This window comes from Claveliimonas bilis (genome assembly GCF_030296775.1).
GTDB lineage: Bacteria > Bacillota > Clostridia > Lachnospirales > Lachnospiraceae > Claveliimonas > Claveliimonas bilis.
On sequence record NZ_AP027742.1, the window covers coordinates 3076787 to 3095082 of the forward strand.

Below are 18296 nucleotides of genomic sequence, written 5' to 3' on the forward strand. Positions count from 1 at the left end.
CTCCTTATTTTACAAACCGAACCACTTCCATTCCGTTTGCATTCATCACAATGTATTTATTAACGCCCAGGATCGGGAACATTTCCTGTATTGTCTCATTCAGTTCTCCGTCAAATTTTTTGATTCCGTTTCTTGTAAAAACGCTGCACTTTTTCCCTTCATACATAATAACCTGACTGCCGCATATTTTTACGTTGGAATAATCTCCACTGAAATTTTCGGAGAGGACCTTCTTTCCGTTTTTATTGTAAAGACAGAGTTCATTCCCTTCTTCTCCTTCATTTTTCAGTATAAGTCCTATATATCTTGTGCTGTAAAATACGCTTTTTATTTCTTTCTCCAGCTCTACTGTCTGAGCCAGTTTAGGCCTTTCCTTCCCTTTATAGATCAGCAATCGATTATTTCCTACAATCACAGACGTTTCCTGATCAAGGAAAAAAGCGGAAGGAGCTGTCATATCTTCATAATTATCCGTCACAATTTCATAATTATCAGCTTCCTTTCCTCCTTCTCCGAAATTATAGTAATATACATTTGTCGATGCTTTTCCATTCTGGATCACAAGATAAGATACCAGAAGGATTGTTCCGTCATCCGACAAACTGATGTTGAGAGGATATCCGGTTCCCGTCAGAGACGCCGACAATTCTGCAAGCACATTTCCCGCCGCATCATAACATATAATCTGCGGCGAAGCATCATCTTTCAAAATAGCCGCCACAATACCCTGGGAAGATACTGCGATTTTCTCTATGGGCCGCGTAGTCTCTATTTCTCCCTTTAAACCTTCTTTTGTAAATACTTCAATACTGTTTCCGCCTTTGTCCGCAACTGCTGCCGATTCTCCGTAAACAGTAATAACCGGATTTTGAATCTGATAAGACTGATTCCACTCTTCCTCTCCTTTTCTATTGAGAAAAGATATTCCATCCCGGCTGTATTTAAGCACTCCGTCGGCAAATTCTTTGTAACTGCTGTTCCCCGAATTTTCCGAACGATAAACATCAATTGTTCTTACCGATGTATATGTCTGGAGCTGAATAACCAGATACACCCCGATCAAAGCCAGTATAACTGCCGCTGTGCCGATGATCGTTCGCCGGCGCATTTTCGTCTTATGGCTTTTGATCTGCTCTTCCAGCTCCTCTATAGAGTAATCCTCCATGCCCTCTGTCGGCATCTTCTGTGTCTGTTCCTTTTCCTGCTCTCCCTGGAGTTTACTTTTTTTCCTTAGCTTCATAAATCAACCTCTTTAGTCTACGTTATGCGTACAGTATAACACACTCTTCCCCTGTTATGGTAGCAGCAATTTCTGACCAATGAAAATAAGGTTCCCATCTGTGAGCCCGTTCATTTTACAGATTGCCTCCGCTTCTTCTGTTGTTCCGTACAATTTCAGGCTGATCTTGTCCAATGTATCTCCCCTTTGTACTGTATAATAATCTTCCTCGCTTAATTCTTCCTGTATGGTAGATGTAGGAGGCTGTATGTCCGAAGAAGCCTCTTCCTCCTGCCCGCTATCCCCCTGGGCAGCCGCCTCCTCACTGTCCGGATCACCTGCCGCTTTCGCATCAGCGCCGGCTTCCGGCTGCCTCTCTTCCTCGCCGCTGCCCTGCACGGATTTTGACAGCGTTTCTATAGAAGACTGTACAGAGTTCATCTTATCATAATTATTCATGGTCGAGATACCGATTGCCAGCACTACCACAACCAGCAGCGCACTTGTAAGATATACCAGCTTGGAATTATTTTTCTGCTCCTGCACTTCCATTTTTTCTTTTATCGCAGAACGAAAATTCTTTGCAGCTCGATCCTCAACCACTTCACTGGGTGTCACGCCAATCTGCCGCCGTGTATTGATCATGTAATTCTGCATCTCCGGGTTTTTTTCATAGAAAATATAATATCCGCCCATCTGCATTAATTCATGATATTTGTATGCGAAATAAATCTCTTCATCCTCTTCTGCATGCTTTAATATGAAAATACTATTCTTCTTTGTAAAAATCTGTTCATGGATCTTCACCATGCTGCCGGACAATGTCATCGGCCTGCCGGGAGCGATCAGGAACCACCCTACTATATCTTTTTCCGGAAAATAAGTTTTGCACTCCTCCTTTGCTTCTTCCAGAATACCGGGCAGGATCTTGATCTCCCCTGCATTTTCTTCTACTTCCTTTATCTGGACCGCACCGGTAATGCACACACATTCCTGTCCTTCTATCGACAGGCTTTCTCCCATCAGAAGCGCTCCTACAGGCATGTCCGACGCCTTGTCCCTTAACTGGGCAAGGTAAGTATCTACGTAATCTTCCACGTAAATTTTGGGCGTGTCACATACGTTTCCTACCTGCCTTACATTCTTCGGAAACTTTCTTTCCATATACTCTCACCTCATTGCATATTTTTGATTATCATAGCATAAGGTTTTTGCGCATTTTATCATAAGCTGGAGCCTGTCCACAGAAGTTTCCGTTTTCTTTTTTCCACCTTCGACATCTTCCGTCTGTCTCCGGCATACAGCTTTGTTCTTTTCTGTCAGAATAAAAAAGGCAGCTACACGCCGCCTTTTTTCATATTTTCTTCTGTCCATTTTTCAAATGTATCTCTTGTCTGCTTCCAGTGAGATCTGCTGATGGGAACCTTGTCTCCGCTGCGAAGTGTGATTTCCGCTCTTCCAAAGATACGGATTTTCTCCAGATTCACAATAAAACTGTTATGGCACATTACAAATCTTTCCTTATCCAGATACGCTTCCACCTCTGACATCTTCATGGTCGTAAGGACAATCCCATTTAATGTGTGAATTTTGGTGATCCTTTTATCCCTCTCTATATATTCAATTTCTTCTTCATCAAGAACAAATTCATTCTTCCGATAGGGAAGAACAAGAAATCTTTTTCTGCTGCACTTATTTTCCTCCATATATCCCATTATCTTTTCCAGATATTGTTTTAATATCTTTCGATCATCTTTCTTTTCCCCATCAAATCCGCTTTCGTGAAGCGTTGTAGTCTGATGCATCCCGCTCCCTCCTCACATACCTTTCCTGTTACCGGCATTCCCCTATTTCGCCAAAAAACTTCATCTTTAGAAGTATTTTATCAATTAATTGGTCTAATATCAATATAAATACGTTGCCTTTTTAACATACTAGACACAGAAAATATTTTGGGCAGGGATCGATATGAAAATATACTGGAACGGAAAAACAAAAAATATCATTGGCCCATCCATCCGGGTGCTGCGCAAACAGGCAAAACTGACCCAAAAAGAACTTGCAGAAAAGTTACAGCTTCAGGGTTATGATTTCAGTGATCTGACGATCCTTAGAATTGAACAGGGTAGCCGTTTTGTTCCTGACTATGAAGTACTGGCTCTTGCACGCTTCTTCCAGGTCAGCCCAAACACTCTGCTGGATGGCTCTGTTATTTCCGAAAAAAAAAGCAGCCCATGACAGGTGCTGCTTTTTTATTGCTATTCGCAGAATTTCTTTACTTTTTCATAGATACTTTCGGCATCTAATCCGTATTTGCGGATCAATTCTACAGCCGGACCGGATTCTCCAAATGTATCGTTGATACCGATCTTCATCACTTTCGCCGGAGCTTTTTCCGCAACTACATCACATACTGCACTTCCCAGGCCTCCGATAATAGAATGCTCTTCCACTGTCACGATCTTGCCTGTCTTTGCAGCTGCACTGATCACAGCTTCCTCATCCAGAGGTTTGATGGTATGCATATTAACCACCTGTGCACTGATCCCATCTGCTTCAAGCTTCTTCGCTGCTTCCAGAGATTCTGACACAGTAAGACCTGTAGCAATAATGGTAACGTCTGTTCCCTCACGGAGAACAACTGCCTTGCCAAGCTCAAATTTGTAATCCGGATTATCGTTGATAACCGGAACTGCAAGACGTCCAAAACGCAGATATACAGGGCCCTGATGTTCATAAGCCGCTTCTACCGCTGCTTTTGCCTCCACATCATCGGAAGGATTGATCACAACCATACCCGGAATGGTTCTCATCAGCGCGATATCCTCGTTGCACTGATGGGTAGCCCCGTCCTCTCCTACAGAGATGCCGGCATGTGTCGCTCCGATCTTCACATTTAATTTCGGATAGCCGATGGAGTTTCTCACCTGCTCAAACGCACGCCCTGCTGCAAACATGGCAAAAGAGCTTGCAAAAGGAACCTTCCCTGTTGCTGCGATTCCCGCTGCAACTCCCATCATATTGGACTCCGCAATACCACAGTCTATATGACGCTCCGGAAACGCTTTCTTGAATACGCCTGTCTTTGTAGCTGCTGCCAGGTCGGCGTCCAGGACTACAATGTCCTCATGTTTTTTCCCAAGTTCTGCCAATGCATTTCCATAGCTTTCTCTTGTAGCAATTTTCTTTACATCTGACATATTGCTTCACCTGCCTTTTCTAACTCTTCCATTGCAGCTGCATACTGCTCATCATTTGGAGCGCTTCCATGCCAGGAAACCTGATTTTCCATAAAGGAAACTCCTTTTCCTTTCACTGTCTTTGCAATAATAGCTGTCGGCTGCCCTTTCGTCTCTCTTGCTTCCTTAAACGCTGCCGCTATCTCATCAAAATTATGTCCGTCAATATTGATAACATGGAAATTAAATGCCTCAAATTTCTTATCGATCGGGTACGGAGAATTAACTTCTGTAATTTTACCGTCAATCTGGAGATTATTATTGTCCACGATCACAACCAGGTTGTCCAGTTTGCGGTGAGCTGCCAGCATAGCCGCCTCCCACACCTGGCCTTCCTGAATCTCGCCATCACCCAGAAGTGTGTACACACGGTATGTGTCACCGGATAATTTGGCTGAAATCGCCATTCCCACTGCTGCTGAAATTCCCTGTCCCAGAGATCCTGAAGACATATCCACTCCCGGAATATGCTTCATATCCGGATGTCCCTGGAGATAAGAGCCTGTCTTACGAAGCGTAGTCAGATCTTCTACCGGGAAAAAACCTTTCTGTGCCAGTGCAGAATAATATCCCGGTGCTGTATGTCCTTTGGACAGCACAAACCGGTCACGATCTGCCTTTTTCGGATTTTTTGGATCGATATTCATCTCTTCAAAATAGAGATACGTATAAATATCTGCTGCAGACAAAGATCCGCCCGGATGTCCGGACTTCGCACTGTGAGTTGCAGTAAGCACTCCCTTTCGGATCTCATTTGCAGTCTTCATTAATTCTTTTTTATTCATGAAAATTGCCTCCTGCTTTTATTCATCAGCCCTCTTAACCTATTCCCCAAATACAGCTTTATAGTCGGCCTGGAATTTCTCGATTCCCACATCTGTCAGAGGATGTTTTGTCATTTTCTCAATAACTGCATACGGTACAGTTGCAATATGTGCTCCTGCCAGCGCGCAGTCTGTTACATGCATTGGATGACGTATACTTGCTGCAATGATCTGTGTGTCAATATCTCCTGCGATCTCGAAGATTTCTGCAATTTCACGGATCAGATCCACACCTCTTACAGAAATATCATCCAGACGTCCCAGGAATGGAGATACATAAGTCGCCCCTGCTCTTGCTGCCAGAAGAGCCTGGTTTGCAGTAAAGATCAGTGTAACATTTGTCTTGATTCCCTCGGATGAAAGCTGTTTGCAGGCCTTAAGTCCTTCTACAGTCATAGGAATCTTCACAACCATGTTGGGATGGATCTTCGCAATCTCACGTCCTTCTTTGATCATCCCTTCAGCGTCAACTGTTGTAGCCTTTACTTCACCGCTGATCGGACCGTCCACGATAGACGCAATCTCCGCGATCACTTCTTCAAACACGCGTCCTTCCTTTGCGATCAAAGACGGATTTGTCGTTACTCCACAGATCACGCCCATATCATTTGCCTTTTTGATATCCTCTACTTTGGCTGTGTCAATAAAAAATTTCATCCTTATTTCCTCCTTTAAAATCGATGCTTGGTTCGTTGATTCTATTATATCCTCCAAAGAAGAATCAGGTCAATAGGACTCCTTTTTTATTAATAATTTATCTTATTAATTATATGGATTTATCAATGCATTGTTTTAACTCTTTTGCTGTTTTGATTATATAACCTGTCTTTTTGCCTGGATTTTAAATACTTTTATCCTGCTATCCAAAAATTATTATTAATATTTTCTTCAAATGCATTAATTTTATTTTTTTGCCCGCCTGGGATAGGAAGTTGTCCCTCTCTGGATCAGCTTCGGTTCATACTCCACATGGTAGGTACTGATGGGGTCAATGTCATAATATTTTGTCCGCTGGGACGCGATTTTCTTCATAATGATATCGCAGGCATCCCTCCCTTTAAAGATGACGAAATGCTCAATTGTAGTAAGAGATACCTTATGCATTCTGGCAAACAGCGTATTATCGCATCCCATAACAGAGATATCCCCCGGCACTTTCAGCTTTGCCTCCTGCAAAGCGTCCAGGATTCCGAAGGCGATCATATCGTTCAGTCCCACGATGGCTGTTACCTCTGTCCGTTCCTCCAGAAGCTCTTTTGTCAGCTCATAACCGATCAGATATTCCGAATCAATATGTGCCACATCCTGATCCAGTTCTTCTGCCGCTGCCCGGATCACAACCTGATCCTTTAGACCGGCCTTTTCAAACTCTTTCAGAAATCCTTCTACTCTCTTGGAGCGCTGTTTCTGCCTTACTGTAAGCGGAGGCGCTATATAAGCAACTTTTTTGTGACCTAAATCCAGCAAATGTTTTGCCATGATCCGCCCCAGTTTGGAGTTGTCCAGCTCTACCGCATCCACATTAAGGCGTTCATTTTGATTATTTACTATGACAACAGGGATCTCCTCTGCCAGCTTTTCCACCGTATCCATAAAACAATGACTGGGATTGCAGGTATAGATAATCCCCAGCGGTTTAAGTGACTTCATCATTTTCAGATATCGTTCTTCCATTTTCAGGTCTCTTTGAGTATTACAGACAAAGAGGCCATATCCCTGCTCCTTTGCCCTCGACTCAATCCCTTGCAGAAGCATCACATAATATGGATTCGTCAAATTGGAACAGAATACGACCAACAGTTTTTCTCCCCGGCTCTCCCGGCGGAGTTTTCTCTTCGGAAGTACATACCCCAGTTCTCTGGCAGCCTTTTCCACTTTCTCTACTGTTTCTTTAGAGAAAGATACATTGTATTTTCTGTTAAGCACCATCGATACTGTAGACTGTGAAACTCCTGCTGCCCGTGCAATATCAGTAGAAGTCACTTTTTTCTTACCAGACATTTTCTATATCTCCGTCCTTCCTTCCAGCGCCCGAAGAAGCGTTACCTCATCAATATATTCCAGATCTCCTCCTACAGGAACACCACTGGCAATACGGCTCACCTTAATCCCAACAGGTTTGATCAGTTTGCTGATATACATTGCAGTTGTTTCCCCCTCCAAGCTGGAATTGGTTGCGATGATCACCTCATTCACATCATCTCTTAAACGCTCCATCAGCTCTTTCAGCTTAATATCACCAGGCCCGATCCCCAGCATCGGAGAGATCGCGCCGTGAAGGACATGATAGACACCATCATATTTTCCCGTCTTTTCATAAGCTGCCAGATCTCTGGGTGTTTCCACTACCATAATCGTCTTGTGATCCCTCTCCTTGCTGGCACAGATAGGGCAGATTTCCTGATCTGTCAGTGTACAGCACACAGAACAGTAGCGGACATTTTCCTTTGCTTTCACGATCGTATCCGCCAGCTCACGCACCTGATCATCCGGCATATGGATCAAATGAAATGCCAGTCTTTGTGCGGACTTTGGTCCGATTCCAGGAAGCCGGGAAAACTGCTCAATCAGTTTGCTTATCTGACTGCTGTAATAATCCATAGATCGTCACCGCCAAGCCTAGAAAAGTCCCGGCATTCCGCCGCCCATACCGCCGGTCAGCCGTGACATGCCGGCCGCCGATTCCGCATCGGCCTTGTCCATCGCTTCATTCACAGCTGCAACGATCATATCTTCCAGCATTTCCACATCATCCGGATCTACCGCTTCTTCATCCAGCTTCACTTTCAGGAGCTTCTTTGTTCCGGAGACTGTCGCCTCTACCGCACCGCCCCCTGCTGTAGCAGAAAATTCCTTTGTCTCCATTTCTTTTGCCTGTTCTTCCATCTGACGCTGCATCTTCTGCGCCTGTTTCATTAAATTTGCCATGTTTCCCGGCATTCCTCCGGGAAATCCTCCTCTTTTCGCCATGTAAATATCCTCCTTATTTCAAATACTGTTATTCCAAATATTGTGTGATAATGTCTTATTCCTCTTCTTCTGTGATCTCCATGTGAATAACCTCCTCGATATCCACATAGCTGTCCTCGAAAGTGCGCCCGTTTTCTACCTGCCGCACATCTATATCCATTTCTTTGCCGGTTTTCTCAGCAATGATGCGCTTGATTTCGTTTTTATGTTCCTCTGTGCCCACAAAGCCTGCGCTCACCTCGTCCTCCAGTACAATGATCAGGTGATTATTTTCTCCTGCACTTAAGCGGGCCTTTTTCAGATACTGTCTAAGCCCTGCCGGCGCCGCTTCCCGGATCTGTCCGAAATTCGCCGCTACTGCCCTCACATCCTCACTCAGTGCCTTTGGCAGCTTGGGTTTCGGATGTATTTCCTCTTTCTCCGTATTCTGAACATATACGGTTCTTTGTCCCTCTGGCAGTGCTGCCAGCTTTTTCTTTACCTCATCTTCCAGAGCACGTATTCTGGAAAGAATGGTGTCTGTCTTTACCTCCATCTGGGGACGGCACAGCCGGATAAAAGTTACTTCTGTAAGCACTCTCTTCTGCGTTGCATACTTCAATTGATTGCTAAGGTCCGAGAAAATCCGTATATAACGGATCAGTTCATCAGTTTCAATCCTCTTTGCTTCTTCCTTGATCCTCTCCAGATTCTCTGTTGATACATCCAGCACATCTTCCATCTCTTCCGAACTTTTTACAAGAAGCAGATTGCGAAGATACCAGGTGAAATCTGCTGACAATTGCGAAAGCTCTCTTCCCTGCATAACCAGTTCATCCACTGTTTCGATCACTTTCTTCACATCCCGGGCAAGAAGCTGTTCAAGAAGGCGGCCGAGTACATCCGCATCAACCGCCCCCAATACTTCCAGCACATTGTCATAGGTCAGCCTCTGTCCGATGTAAAATGCGGCGCACTGATCCAGAAGGCTTAGGGCGTCCCTCATAGAACCATCCGCCATCCGGGCAATATACCGCACTGCCTTCTCTTCTACATCCAGTCCTTCTTTTTTGATCAGTTCATCAAGGCGTCCGGATATGGTATCAATAGAAATCCTTTTAAAATCATATCTCTGACATCTGCTCAGGATGGTCACCGGAATTTTGTGGGCTTCCGTTGTTGCCAGAATAAAAATAACATATTCCGGCGGTTCTTCCAATGTTTTCAGGAGCGCATTAAATGCCCCGATAGACAGCATATGGACCTCGTCAATGATGTAAACCTTATATTTTCCTTCCGTTGGCCGGTATGCAACTTCCTCACGTATCTCCCGGATATTATCCACGCCATTGTTGGACGCCGCATCAATCTCTATCACATTCATGGATGTGCCTGCCGCTATGGATCGGCACATTGCACATTCTCCGCACGGACTTCCCTCATTTGGATGCTCACAGTTCACCGCTTTGGCAAAAATCTTGGCCACTGTGGTTTTCCCCGTTCCCCGCGTTCCGCAGAAAAGGTACGCATGTCCGATACGGTCCGTCCGTATCTGATTTTTCAATGTTGTCACGATCGCATCCTGACCTTTGACATCCTCAAATTCACCGGGCCTGAACTTCCGGTATAATGCCATATATCCCATCTGATGCACTCCTTCTGGCTGATTTTGTCTGTCTGCTATTGATCTCCAAAACTGATTCCTGTCAGTCTTGCTTCTTTAATAATACCAGATTCCGGATCCACTACTTTCAGTTTACCTGCCACTTCAGAAAGAGGCGTTTTTGTCACCTCTCCCCTCTTGATTGCTACCATATAACCGAAATCTCCGTCCATGATCATATCCGCTGCAGCCGCTCCCAGACGGGTTGCCAGAACTCGGTCATAAGGACAGGGGGAGCCCCCTCTTTGAGTGTGTCCCGGCACGGTAATGCGCACTTCCTGATCCATTTTCTTCTGAATCTTCTCTGCGATTTCATAGGCAACAGAAGGATAATTTTCCTTCGCTTTCTTCGCCTTCAGCTCTTTTTTGGAAAGCTTGGCATCCTCTTTCGAAATCGCTCCTTCTGCTACAGCTATAATTGTAAAATGCTTGCCGGCATCAGCTCTTCTTTTTATCGCATCTGTCACCACTTTAATATCGTAGGGTATTTCCGGAAGCAATATGATATCCGCTCCTCCGGCAATTCCTGCATGAAGAGTTACCCATCCGACTTTATGTCCCATTACCTCTACAATAAACACACGGCTGTGCGAAGTTGCAGTTGTATGGATCCGGTCGATGGTATCTGTTGCAATATCTACTGCACTCTGAAAACCAAAGGTCATATCTGTTCCCCACAGATCATTATCAATCGTCTTAGGAAGCGTAATGACGTTCAACCCCTCCTCCCGAAGAAGATTGGCCGTCTTATGTGTTCCATTTCCTCCAAGTATCACCAGACAGTCAAGGTTCAGCTTATGATAGGTATGCTTCATCGCTTCCACTTTATCCAGACCATTCTCATCCGGAACCCTCATCATCTTAAAAGGTTGTCTGGACGTCCCCAGAATCGTTCCTCCCCTTGTGAGAATCCCTGAAAAATCAGATGATGTAAGCATCTTGAACTCAGAATAGATCAGTCCCTTGTATCCATCCTTAAACCCATAAATCTCCACATCATTTCTTTTTGAGAAAAGTCCCTTTACTACTCCTCGCATAGCAGCATTTAAAGCCTGACAGTCACCACCGCTGGTAAGCATTCCGATTCTCAACATAAGTCATTCACTCCTTTCTATCGTGCACATTGGCGCGCTCCAACCCTCCGGGTTCTCGCTCACGGGCTTCGCCCCTCCTCCGGCGCGCTACCCGCCGTGCCAGCTCCAACCCTCCGGGTTCTCGCTCACGGGCTTCGCCCCTCCTCCGGCGCGCTACCCGCCGTGCCAGCTCCAACCCTCCGGGTCCTCGCTCACGGGCTTCGCCCCTTCTTCGGACTCTTGACGCCGTGCCAGCTCCAACCCTCCGGGTTCTCGCTCACGGGCTTCGCCCTATAAAAATGCGAAAACCTCAAACCGCCTGCAAGCAGGCGTTTGCGCTTCTCGCATTTTTGCACGGCTCATTGCCTACGTGGACATTATACCTTATTTTCAAAACGGGCACAAGGAAAAAGAGCCTCTCTCCCTTTACCTGAAACGTGAAAAGGGATATACTGTGTATCAGAAATCTATTTCATGAAAGAAAGCAGGTATCAAATAATGCACAAATATGATGTAAAACTCTGGACGCTTGCTGCAAAAGGAGAGATCGTCCCGGATCGTTCTCTTTTAAAGACTCCGGAGCAGATAAAAAAGATCAGGGAAAGTGCTGCTCTGAACACAGCTGTTCTGGACCATGTTGCCTCCCATATTCGGGCCGGTATGAGCACCGCCCAGATCGACCGTCTGGTCTATGATTATACTACAGAACACGGCGGGATCCCGGCGCCCTTAAATTACGAAGGTTTTCCAAAAAGTGTGTGCACTTCCATCAATAATGTCATCTGTCACGGTATCCCCAGCGAAGAGGAGATTTTACAGGACGGCGATATCATCAATGTAGATGTCTCCACCATTCTGGACGGGTACTATTCCGATGCTTCCCGCATGTTTGCCATCGGCAATGTTGATGAAAGAGCCCAAAAATTACTGCGCGTCACTCAGGAGTGTGTGGAGCTGGGTCTGAAAGAAGCGCGTCCATGGGGCCATCTGGGCGATATTGCGCATGCCATCAACTCCCACGCCCGGGCAAACGGTTATTCTGTAGTTGAAGATATCGGCGGACACGGAATCGGACTGGAATTTCATGAGGAACCCTTCGTAAGCTACGTAACGCCCAGGGGTACGGAAATGGTTCTTGTTCCCGGCATGATGTTCACCATTGAGCCTATGATCAATGAAGGTAGTCCCGATTTCTTTATCGACGAAGACAATGGGTGGACGGTCTATACCATTGACGACGGACTCTCGGCACAGATCGAATATATGGTACTTATTACCGAGGATGGTGCGGAAGTGCTGACAAAATAAGGGGGCTTTTCAAAGCCCCCTTATTTTGTCTTCTGACTTTTATTCCATATGTTCATCCACATTTTTATCCCGTTTTAAAATACTTTGTTCTTTGCAACCAGGGCAGAATGACTCCCCATATTCACTACAATTTCTCCATCTACTACATGAATCTCATCAAATTCTGTTGTATACCCGTTTTCATAGGAATAGATCAGCCGCCTCATACCTCCTTTAAGCGGCACGCCCAGAACCCACACCGGCACATGTACTTCTTTGAGTTCACTGCTGTGATTGATGATAATGACAAATTGGTCGTCGCTGTTAAACCGCCCGTAGGCCAGAAGATTCTCTTCCTTTACAAGCCACTGCAGCGATCCGGTCTTAAACACCTCATACTGTTTGTGTATCCGGATTAGCTCTTTGTGAAAAGCAATAAGATCATGATCCTCGTTTCCCCATGGATAGGTTCTTCGGTTATCCGGATCTGTAAAGCCGCACTGTCCCGCTTCATCACCATAATATATTGTCGGCGCTCCTACCCAGGTCATCTGGATGGTAACCGCCTCGCGCATCACGGCAAGATTTACATATTCTTCTGCTTTTTCAGGCCCCAGGTCCTTGGCCCTGCCCACCATGTGGTTGGTCCTTGTAAGAAACCGGGAATGATCGTGGTTGGAAAGCTCATTCATGGCAACCTGGAGAGATGGCATCAGCATATGAGACATGTGGTGGAACATGGCCCGGATAAAACTGTCTGTATTTCCATGCAGCTCTTCTCTGTCCTCATCACTGTGCTTTTCCATTCCCGTAAGGAACCAGGTTACGGGTTCCATAAACGCATCATAGTTCATCACAGAATCCCACTCGTCTCCCTGCAGCCATTCCTGTGGATCCCCGTAATGTTCCGCCAAAATAAGGGCATCCGGGTTCACTTTTTTTATCTCCCGGCGAAATCTTTTCCAAAAATAATGATTGTACTCCTTACTGTGTCCCAGATCAGCCGCAACATCAAGGCGCCAGCCATCCACATTATAAGGAGGAGACACCCATTTCTTTCCAATGGAAATAATATAATCCTCCAGCTCTGCCGAGTCTTCGTAATTCAGCTTAGGAAGGGTGTCATGCCCCCACCAGCCGTCATAACTCCCATTGTAGGGCCAGCAGCTTCCATCATTATCATAAAACTCAAAGAAACTGCGGTATGGGCTGTCTGAAGAAATGTAGGCACCTTTGGCATAACCTTCCTGTCCCTCATAAATCCTCTCACGATCCATCCATTTATTGAAAGAACCGCAGTGATTAAAGACTCCGTCCAGAATAACTTTCATCCCTCTTTTATGGAGCTCTTCCACCAGTCTGATGAACAATCGGTTGCTGGCCTCCAGATTTTTTCTATCTGTCACCCTTTTCTGATATTTAGTCGCATGTAAATTATCCACTGCTCCCGACGGAAGATTTTCTCCCCCGTCTTCTACAATTTCTCCATAGTGGGGATCAATGTAATCATAATCCTGTATGTCATATTTATGATTGGAAGGAGAGACAAACAGCGGATTAAAATAAATAACCTCTACTCCAAGATCCTGAAGATAATCCAGCTTTTCAAAGACTCCCTTCAAGTCTCCTCCATAAAATTCTCGAACTCCCATATCAGCCGGATATTTGTTCCAGTCCCGCACCCTGGTAGTCGGTTCTCCAATATATATATATTCTCCATCCTCCACATCATTGGATGGATCTCCATTATAAAAGCGATCCACAAAAATCTGGTACATTACTGCACCTTTTGCCCAATCCGGAGTCGTAAATCCCGGAGCGATCTCAAATGCATAATCTGTGATCCTCTCCTGCATCACCCCGAACTGATTGTAATAACATACTTCTTCCCCCGCTACAACCCGAAAACTGTAGCGGAATCTGTCTTCTCCCAGCTGTACGACCGCTGCATAATAATCAAACACCCCGGAGGTGCTTCTCTTTTCCATCTCGTACTCCTGGCTTTCGGTGATCAGAAATACCTGATCTGCTTCTCCGGCCCCGGTCCGAAACTGAAGAGTAACCTGCTGTCCCGCAAGAGGTTCCGGCGGAAAAACATAATTCCCTGTTCCGTCACAAAATAATGCCTTTTTATTCATTCCATCGCCGCCTGACTTTACATTTCCGAAATTTCAACTCCATCAAAAAGAGCTTCAAATTCTTCTCTGGTAATTTTTTCCTTTTCCAACAATAGCTGTGCACATGCTTCCAGTACACTGTGATACTTACGGATAATCTGCCTTGCACGATCATAGCAGCTATCAATAATATTTTTCACTTCCTGATCAATAGAAGCAGCAACCTGCTCCCCATATCCTCTGGATGCATGGGCAAGATCCCGTCCGATAAAAATCTCATCGCTGTCATTATCATAGTTGATCAGTCCGATCTTTTCTGACATACCAAACTTCGTAACCATAGATCTTGCCAGACTTGTTGCCTGCTTAATATCCTGTGATGCTCCTGTGGTAATATCGTCAAAAATCTCTTCCTCTGCCACACGGCCTCCAAGAGCCACGGTAATGTCCTGAAGCATTTTTCCCTTTGTGTTAAACAGCTCATCCTTCTCCGGCAAAGGCATAGTATAACCTGCCGCCCCTACTCCTGTAGGAATAATAGACACACTGTATACCGGACCCACATTCGGAAGAACATGGAACAAGATCGCATGCCCTGCTTCGTGATAAGCGGTAATTCTCTTCTCTTTATCGGAAATCACACGGCTCTTCTTCTCTGCTCCGATTCCCACCTTTACAAAAGCGTGGCGAATGTCTGACTGCTGCAGATAGACTCTTCCGTCCTTCGCTGCAAGGATCGCTGCCTCGTTCAAAAGATTTTCAAGATCTGCTCCCGTAAATCCTGCAGTTGTCTGTGCGATCTGCTGCAGATCCACATCATCTCCGAGAGGTTTGCCCTTGGCATGAACTTTCAAGATCTCCTCCCGGCCCTGCACATCCGGTCTTCCTACTGCAACCTTTCTGTCAAAGCGTCCCGGGCGAAGGATAGCCGGATCAAGAATATCTACGCGGTTCGTGGCGGACATCACGATAATCCCTTCATTCACTCCGAATCCATCCATCTCTACAAGGAGCTGATTCAAAGTCTGCTCTCTCTCATCATGGCCGCCGCCCATTCCGGTGCCCCTTCTTCTGGCAACCGCATCGATCTCATCAATAAAAATAATGCAGGGGGCGTTTTTCTTCGCCTCTTCGAACAAGTCTCTGACACGGGAAGCGCCTACACCTACAAACATCTCCACGAAGTCAGAACCTGATATGCTGAAAAACGGAACGCCCGCCTCTCCTGCTACGGCCTTTGCCAGCAGAGTCTTTCCGGTTCCCGGAGGTCCTACCAACAGAACGCCTTTGGGAATCCTTGCCCCTACCTGTATATATTTTTTGGGAGCTTTCAGAAAATCTACGATTTCCTCCAACTCTTCTTTCTCTTCCTTCAGGCCTGCCACCTGTGCAAATGTGATCTTTTTATCCCGGTCTGTGCTCATTCTTGCACGGCTTTTTCCAAAGCTCATCGCCTTCGCATTTGCTCCTCCGCCCTGACGGTTCATCATAAAGAAAAGAAGCAAAAGCCCGCCCAGCATAAGCAGCGTCGGGAAAACACTGGTCATAAACCAGTTATCCTGGGGAATATCTGAAACAGTATAGCTGATATTATTTTCCTGCAGATAATCCTGTATCTCATTGACATCGGAGACATACAAAATCTTCCTCTCTGCACCTTCCACATCGGATTTCATTGCAATCTCCAAACGTCCGGTAGGAACATTTTTGTTCTGAATCACCTCCACCGTATCAATATCACCGCCGCCGGCCAGCTGTGTAAACTCCTGATAGGTAATTACTTTTTCTCTTTGATCGATCTGATTGGTAAACCAAAGCGCTGCGAACAGTACGGCTACAAACACTAAAAGCGTCAGCCCGCTAAGGCCTCTGTTCTTTCTATTATTCAATCCTTTGCTGCTCCTTTCTACTCCACACCTTCTACAACACCGATGTATGGCAGATTTCTGTATTTTTGCGCATAATCCAGGCCATAGCCTACAACAAATTCATCCGGTATATTAAATCCCACATAATCCACTGTTACAGGTTTTACCCTGCGCTCCGGCTTATCGAGAAGCGTACACAGTTTCAGAGATCTCGGTTTCCTTTTTTCCAGAATCTGTATCAGATAGGACAGGGTTCTTCCGGAGTCGATAATATCTTCCACGATCAGTACGTCCTTCCCTTCCAGAGATTCATCCAGATCCTTCGCGATCTTTACTACTCCGCTGGAAGACGTTCCGTCTCCATAGCTGCTTACACTCATAAAATCCATGGATACGGGCACAGTAATCCTCTTAGCTAATTCACACATAAAAAATACGCCGCCCTTCAGAACGCAGATAAGATGCACCTGCCGTCCGGCATAATCCTCACTGATCTGTCTTCCAAGCTCGCATACTCTTGCCTCAACTTCCTGTTCTGATACCAGCTCCCTAATTGTCTCCGCCATAATTTTCTCCTCCGTCTATTGTAATTTCCAGAATTTTTCTTGTACTTTCCGTCACCTCACAGGCACACCCCCGCCGATATCCTATCACCCAAAGAATATGGCTTCCGTCTGCCGCAAGCAGAATATCATCCCTTTCCTTTTGGGGGATTTTTTCATTAATAAAATACTGCTTCAGCTTCTGAGTCCTTCCTTTTCTGTCTATCGTAATGTAGTCGCCAGGCCGGCGAGTCCTGATGGTAACACTATTTTTAATTATATCATAATCAAACCATTTCGTGTAGGGGGTTTGAAAAATTGTCACGTCCTGTTCTTCATGCATTTCCTTCCGACCCAGCACACGCATTTTCACTCTGTCTGCTTTTCTTGTGAGCCTTCCGTCAGACTGCTCTCTTTGCGCCCCTTCACCGCCGGATTCCCCGGCCCGGTCATTTCTCGAAATCTCCACGCCTTCATAGCATCGCCGGGCACACATCTGATAGGGCAGATCCAGTTTCCTGCCCGTCTGCTTTCGGAACAGCTCCTCTGTCTGCTCCAAATGAATACCCGCCAGATCCTTCTGGCTTCCGGCTACCTTCTCCATTACCCGGTGCAGCAGATAGGGACGTAGGGCCTCCGGAATTTTTTCAAATACTGCTTTTTGTATCAGCGCTTCTTTTTTCCCCTGATCTTCGCGGTATACTACCGCTGTTTTCTCTGCCATGCAGACTTCCCCTGCAATATGATCCCAAAGCTTCCCCATCTGCTCCATCATACTGCACGCATGATCTGTAAATCTGGGATTAATCTTTTGTTCCATGTATGGAATCATATGATTGCGGATACGGTTCCGTGTATAAGTATCCTCATAATTTGTGGCATCCATACAGTAGGAAAGCTGGTTTTTTTTCAGAAACTTCTCTATCTCTTCTCTGGAGACGCCAAGAAGGGGATGGATATATCTGCCTGCTGCCGGGCGTATCCCCCCAAGCCCTTTCAGCCCTGTTCCCCTGGCAATATTTAAAAGCAGTGTTTCTACATTGTCGTTTTTGTGGTGAGCCAGCGCAATCTTCGCTCCGCCCATTTTGTCTGCTTCCTTTTCAAATGCCTTTCGTCTTGCGGCTCTGCCCGCTTCTTCACTGGACATGCCCTCTTCCTTCGCCAGATGGACCACATCAATCCGGTACACTTCCAAAGGCACTTCCATCCCGGCGCAGAGTTTCCTTACATAGGCTTCATCTTCATCAGCGGCTCCTTCCCGGAGACAGTGATTGACATGGACCGCCCTGATCTCCAGACTGTATTTCTTCTTCAGCTCCAAAAGTACATAAAGCAGGCATACGGAATCTGCCCCTCCCGATACGCCTGCTATCACCTTGTCTTTTTGCTCCAGCATATTATGAATTTTTACATAATCTTCGACTTTTTTGTACATCATCTGCTCTCCCGCTTCTTTCCGCCTCATCATCAGCGAAACACCGATCCCGGTTCCAGCGTGCCAAAACACTGCGGTCC

The 18296-nt window shown here is 45.8% G+C and carries 18 protein-coding genes; 2 read left to right on the forward strand and 16 right to left on the reverse strand.

Annotated features, from left to right (window positions below; genetic code table 11):
- Positions 1–4: 4 nt before the first annotated feature.
- The 4 genes from R2J37_RS14930 to R2J37_RS14945 are packed head-to-tail and all read right to left on the reverse strand — an operon-like array spanning position 5 to position 3024.
- Entirely contained in the window at positions 5–1240 is a 1236-nt protein-coding gene (locus R2J37_RS14930; RefSeq protein WP_316265843.1) for a DUF5711 family protein, read from the reverse strand.
- Positions 1241–1294: 54 nt separating this feature from the next.
- A complete protein-coding gene (locus tag R2J37_RS14935) occupies positions 1295–2383 on the reverse strand; it encodes a LysM peptidoglycan-binding domain-containing protein (protein WP_316265845.1) in 1089 nt (362 codons plus the stop codon).
- A gap of 6 nt (positions 2384–2389) precedes the next feature.
- Entirely contained in the window at positions 2390–2593 is a 204-nt protein-coding gene (locus tag R2J37_RS14940) for a hypothetical protein (protein ID WP_256195941.1), read from the reverse strand.
- The gene (locus R2J37_RS14945; protein ID WP_316265847.1) at positions 2557–3024 is read right to left on the reverse strand and encodes a LytR/AlgR family response regulator transcription factor; all 468 of its coding nucleotides are present in this window, start codon (positions 3022–3024) and stop codon (positions 2557–2559) included. The genes R2J37_RS14940 and R2J37_RS14945 overlap by 37 nt, the downstream gene beginning before the upstream one ends.
- 163 nt (positions 3025–3187) lie before the next feature.
- Between R2J37_RS14945 and R2J37_RS14950 the strand changes: the two genes are divergently transcribed.
- The gene (locus R2J37_RS14950) at positions 3188–3457 is read left to right on the forward strand and encodes a helix-turn-helix domain-containing protein (RefSeq protein WP_230104957.1); all 270 of its coding nucleotides are present in this window, start codon (positions 3188–3190) and stop codon (positions 3455–3457) included.
- A gap of 20 nt (positions 3458–3477) precedes the next feature.
- Here R2J37_RS14950 and R2J37_RS14955 read toward each other — a convergent pair whose 3' ends face one another.
- The 8 genes from R2J37_RS14955 to R2J37_RS14990 all read right to left on the reverse strand — a co-directional run bounded on the left by R2J37_RS14955 (position 3478) and on the right by R2J37_RS14990 (position 10988).
- Positions 3478–4419 (reverse strand): transketolase family protein, encoded by a 942-nt coding sequence (locus R2J37_RS14955; RefSeq protein WP_316265849.1) that lies wholly within the window; start codon positions 4417–4419, stop codon positions 3478–3480.
- Positions 4407–5243 carry a transketolase gene (locus tag R2J37_RS14960; protein WP_230104955.1) on the reverse strand — a complete coding sequence of 279 codons (837 nt, stop codon included), beginning with the start codon at positions 5241–5243 and terminating at the stop codon, positions 4407–4409. The genes R2J37_RS14955 and R2J37_RS14960 overlap by 13 nt, the downstream gene beginning before the upstream one ends.
- A gap of 39 nt (positions 5244–5282) precedes the next feature.
- Positions 5283–5939, reverse strand: a complete 657-nt coding sequence (fsa, locus tag R2J37_RS14965; RefSeq protein WP_230104954.1) for a fructose-6-phosphate aldolase — start codon at positions 5937–5939, stop codon at positions 5283–5285.
- Between the two features lie 246 nt (positions 5940–6185).
- On the reverse strand, positions 6186–7283 hold the full coding sequence (locus tag R2J37_RS14970; protein WP_230104953.1) for a LacI family DNA-binding transcriptional regulator: 1098 nt from the start codon (positions 7281–7283) through the stop codon (positions 6186–6188).
- Between the two features lie 3 nt (positions 7284–7286).
- On the reverse strand, positions 7287–7883 hold the full coding sequence (gene recR / locus R2J37_RS14975) for a recombination mediator RecR (protein WP_230104952.1): 597 nt from the start codon (positions 7881–7883) through the stop codon (positions 7287–7289).
- An 18-nt stretch (positions 7884–7901) separates the two neighbouring features.
- On the reverse strand, positions 7902–8252 hold the full coding sequence (locus R2J37_RS14980) for a YbaB/EbfC family nucleoid-associated protein (RefSeq protein WP_230104951.1): 351 nt from the start codon (positions 8250–8252) through the stop codon (positions 7902–7904).
- Between the two features lie 55 nt (positions 8253–8307).
- Positions 8308–9876 (reverse strand): DNA polymerase III subunit gamma/tau, encoded by a 1569-nt coding sequence (dnaX, locus tag R2J37_RS14985; RefSeq protein ID WP_316265850.1) that lies wholly within the window; start codon positions 9874–9876, stop codon positions 8308–8310.
- 35 nt (positions 9877–9911) lie between these two features.
- Positions 9912–10988, reverse strand: a complete 1077-nt coding sequence (locus R2J37_RS14990; RefSeq protein ID WP_256195948.1) for a 6-phosphofructokinase — start codon at positions 10986–10988, stop codon at positions 9912–9914.
- Positions 10989–11465: 477 nt separating this feature from the next.
- Here R2J37_RS14990 and map point away from each other — a divergent pair, with 477 nt between their 5' ends.
- Positions 11466–12275 carry a type I methionyl aminopeptidase gene (gene map, locus R2J37_RS14995; protein ID WP_316265851.1) on the forward strand — a complete coding sequence of 270 codons (810 nt, stop codon included), beginning with the start codon at positions 11466–11468 and terminating at the stop codon, positions 12273–12275.
- A 74-nt stretch (positions 12276–12349) separates the two neighbouring features.
- On the opposite strand, the gene R2J37_RS15000 is transcribed toward map, so the two are convergent.
- From R2J37_RS15000 to tilS, 4 genes are read right to left on the reverse strand one after another with little or no spacing between them, the layout of a single operon-like run.
- Positions 12350–14392 (reverse strand): glycoside hydrolase family 13 protein, encoded by a 2043-nt coding sequence (locus R2J37_RS15000; protein WP_316265852.1) that lies wholly within the window; start codon positions 14390–14392, stop codon positions 12350–12352.
- 17 nt (positions 14393–14409) lie between these two features.
- On the reverse strand, positions 14410–16260 hold the full coding sequence (gene ftsH / locus R2J37_RS15005; protein WP_316265854.1) for an ATP-dependent zinc metalloprotease FtsH: 1851 nt from the start codon (positions 16258–16260) through the stop codon (positions 14410–14412).
- 17 nt (positions 16261–16277) lie between these two features.
- Positions 16278–16805, reverse strand: a complete 528-nt coding sequence (hpt, locus tag R2J37_RS15010; protein ID WP_230104945.1) for a hypoxanthine phosphoribosyltransferase — start codon at positions 16803–16805, stop codon at positions 16278–16280.
- Positions 16789–18216 carry a tRNA lysidine(34) synthetase TilS gene (gene tilS / locus R2J37_RS15015; protein WP_465221520.1) on the reverse strand — a complete coding sequence of 476 codons (1428 nt, stop codon included), beginning with the start codon at positions 18214–18216 and terminating at the stop codon, positions 16789–16791. The genes hpt and tilS overlap by 17 nt, the downstream gene beginning before the upstream one ends.
- Positions 18217–18296: the final 80 nt, after the last annotated feature.

Excerpts from the sequence above, each read along its gene's own strand:
- recR (WP_230104952.1), bottom strand. The coding sequence starts at position 7,883 with ATGGATTATTACAGCAGTCAGATAAGCAAACTGATTGAGCAGTTTTCC.
- R2J37_RS14935 (WP_316265845.1), bottom strand. The coding sequence starts at position 2,383 with ATGGAAAGAAAGTTTCCGAAGAATGTAAGGCAGGTAGGAAACGTATGT.
- R2J37_RS14970 (WP_230104953.1), bottom strand. The coding sequence starts at position 7,283 with ATGTCTGGTAAGAAAAAAGTGACTTCTACTGATATTGCACGGGCAGCA.
- R2J37_RS14930 (WP_316265843.1), bottom strand. The coding sequence starts at position 1,240 with ATGAAGCTAAGGAAAAAAAGTAAACTCCAGGGAGAGCAGGAAAAGGAA.
- R2J37_RS15000 (WP_316265852.1), bottom strand. The coding sequence starts at position 14,392 with ATGAATAAAAAGGCATTATTTTGTGACGGAACAGGGAATTATGTTTTT.
- tilS (WP_465221520.1), bottom strand. The coding sequence starts at position 18,216 with ATGTACAAAAAAGTCGAAGATTATGTAAAAATTCATAATATGCTGGAG.
- R2J37_RS14980 (WP_230104951.1), bottom strand. The coding sequence starts at position 8,252 with ATGGCGAAAAGAGGAGGATTTCCCGGAGGAATGCCGGGAAACATGGCA.
- R2J37_RS14990 (WP_256195948.1), bottom strand. The coding sequence starts at position 10,988 with ATGTTGAGAATCGGAATGCTTACCAGCGGTGGTGACTGTCAGGCTTTA.
- R2J37_RS14950 (WP_230104957.1), top strand. The coding sequence starts at position 3,188 with ATGAAAATATACTGGAACGGAAAAACAAAAAATATCATTGGCCCATCC.
- R2J37_RS14945 (WP_316265847.1), bottom strand. The coding sequence starts at position 3,024 with ATGCATCAGACTACAACGCTTCACGAAAGCGGATTTGATGGGGAAAAG.
- map (WP_316265851.1), top strand. The coding sequence starts at position 11,466 with ATGCACAAATATGATGTAAAACTCTGGACGCTTGCTGCAAAAGGAGAG.
- hpt (WP_230104945.1), bottom strand. The coding sequence starts at position 16,805 with ATGGCGGAGACAATTAGGGAGCTGGTATCAGAACAGGAAGTTGAGGCA.
- fsa (WP_230104954.1), bottom strand. The coding sequence starts at position 5,939 with ATGAAATTTTTTATTGACACAGCCAAAGTAGAGGATATCAAAAAGGCA.
- R2J37_RS14960 (WP_230104955.1), bottom strand. The coding sequence starts at position 5,243 with ATGAATAAAAAAGAATTAATGAAGACTGCAAATGAGATCCGAAAGGGA.
- R2J37_RS14955 (WP_316265849.1), bottom strand. The coding sequence starts at position 4,419 with ATGTCAGATGTAAAGAAAATTGCTACAAGAGAAAGCTATGGAAATGCA.
- R2J37_RS14940 (WP_256195941.1), bottom strand. The coding sequence starts at position 2,593 with ATGGACAGAAGAAAATATGAAAAAAGGCGGCGTGTAGCTGCCTTTTTT.
- dnaX (WP_316265850.1), bottom strand. The coding sequence starts at position 9,876 with ATGGGATATATGGCATTATACCGGAAGTTCAGGCCCGGTGAATTTGAG.